At 58.9% G+C, this 1,767-nt stretch carries 2 protein-coding genes; one reads left to right on the top strand and one right to left on the bottom strand.

What is annotated here, in order from left to right; genetic code table 11:
• The first annotated feature begins 152 nt into the window (after positions 1–152).
• Complete coding sequence (locus tag ACX80G_RS17100) at positions 153–401, top strand: hypothetical protein (protein WP_459309216.1); 249 nt, start codon at positions 153–155, stop codon at positions 399–401.
• 225 nt (positions 402–626) lie between these two features.
• On the opposite strand, the gene ACX80G_RS17095 is transcribed toward ACX80G_RS17100, so the two are convergent.
• Positions 627–842 (bottom strand): helix-turn-helix domain-containing protein, encoded by a 216-nt coding sequence (locus ACX80G_RS17095; protein ID WP_459309218.1) that lies wholly within the window; start codon positions 840–842, stop codon positions 627–629.
• Positions 843–1,767: the final 925 nt, after the last annotated feature.

Here is a 1,767-nt window from a genome sequence, read left to right as displayed (position 1 = left end):
GCCCCACGGATCCCTCGACGGAATGACACCGTCCGCGTACTGGAAAAACTGGACCGCAGGAAACCAACTAGCTATCGCATAGCCACTGGACTGCTAACGGGGGCCCAACCAATAGGTCCAACTTCCCGTACTGGATTGCTGCGCAGGGCATCATGGCGAACAGCGAGACCGACCATGCCGGTCAGAACGATTTTGGAATGACGTGCGGTGGCGGGGTGGTCTGCGGCGACGTCTTTGAGGAACCGGTCGATACGGCCGGTGCTCAACTCGTGCAGTCGGAGTCCTGCCAGCGCGGGTTCGATGACACGTCGGTAGGTGTCACGGTAGCCATCGATGGTCCTTCGGCCTGCGCGACCATTGTTCTCGATTTCGTCGAACCACAGATCGCTGAGCTCGGATAGCCGAGTATCTCTGGAAATATCACGTGCGGCAGGGGCTCGCCGGTCTTGGAACGAAGTGACAAGGTTTCGCTCTGCGGCAGCTCCACTCGTTCCCCAGGCTTCAACGGTGCGGGTGATGCCGTCGGTGTCACGGTATCTTGTCGTCGCACGCCAGCGGCCGGTCGGGTGTTTTTTCCGGCTGATCTTCCCCCATGTTCCAAGCGGTAGCGGGGGTCTTGGTGACATTTAGGTGTCCAATCGAGAGGACAACCAGGAGTCGTAGTCGGTGCGGCTGATTCGCAAATGCCTGCCGATTCGATACGCGCGGGGCCCGAGGTGTCTGACTCGCCACTGGTAGAACGTTTGCTCTGGAATCTGTAGCTGAGTGCAAATGTCCTTCGGGGTCAGCCATTGATAGTCAGCAGCTTTCGCGGTGTCGCTGCTTTCTGGGGTGGTGGCCATGAAATTCTCTCCATCCTTGTTGCCGACCCAGGGGCAAGGTTTGTTCCAGTTCATGGGAGCAAAGCGTTGGGACTGCATGACGGACAATCGAAGGCTTGCCGCCTGCGGCCCTACCGTGGCCCTGCAGGCGCTCGGGAAGAGGAGACGTCCAACCTGCGACACGACTGGACGTGAGTGGGCGCTCACGGTGATTACCATTGATGCCAGAGGTGTGGAGTGGTTGATGCGCTCGAACCGAATGCGTCATTTGGCTCAAGTTAGGCTGCAGGAATCGGGGCGGTCGCTCGTGGCTGGACGGGTTTGGGATGGGTACTTCGGGGCTTTCACTCTGCATGAACAGGACAAAAATCATCGTGGGTCTCGACGGTTTTGCAAATCTTTACTAGGTGCATCGGTGGGGCCGATCCAGGATGAGCTGGAGGCGCAGTCGTTTCACCAAGCTGTGACGCGCAACCTCTCGTCAATCGGGCTTCATCGTCCTGCGCCGCTGTGGTTACTTTCACCGGATCCTCGGCGACCTGTTGCGCCAGCCCTGAATCGTGGGAGGGGAAGTGTCGGTTGAAGTACGACGGCGGCCCCCGGAGCGCCCCCTCGACGTATTGATGCTCATGTTCATCAACACGTTCCGCGACCATCCGTCCTCGGCCGCGGCATACCGATAAAGAGCAGCAGGGTCATCAAGTTTGTCGATCAGGACCACGATGTGGCCCATGGCAATAGTCCAACAGGCTGTTGGACAATTGGCTTGCCGGTATTGGCTGCGGCAATTGACCTCGCGTACTGCAGATTGCGGTACGAAAGTCCGGTCATGTCAGGGTGGTTGGGCCCCCGTTAGCAGTCCAGTGGCTATGCGATAGCTAGTTGGTTTCCTGCGGTCCAGTTTTTCCAGTACGCGGACGGTGTCATTCCGTCGAGGGATCCGTGG

The organism is Arthrobacter glycogeni, from assembly GCF_054510815.1.
The sequence above is the reverse complement of the archived record's forward strand: the minus strand, read 5'-3'. Positions and strand labels throughout refer to the sequence as shown.

What these genes read in the sequence shown, in the direction of transcription:
- ACX80G_RS17100 (WP_459309216.1), top strand. Translation starts at nt 153, where the DNA reads ATGGCGAACAGCGAGACCGACCATGCCGGTCAGAACGATTTTGGAATG.
- ACX80G_RS17095 (WP_459309218.1), bottom strand. Translation starts at nt 842, where the DNA reads ATGGCCACCACCCCAGAAAGCAGCGACACCGCGAAAGCTGCTGACTAT.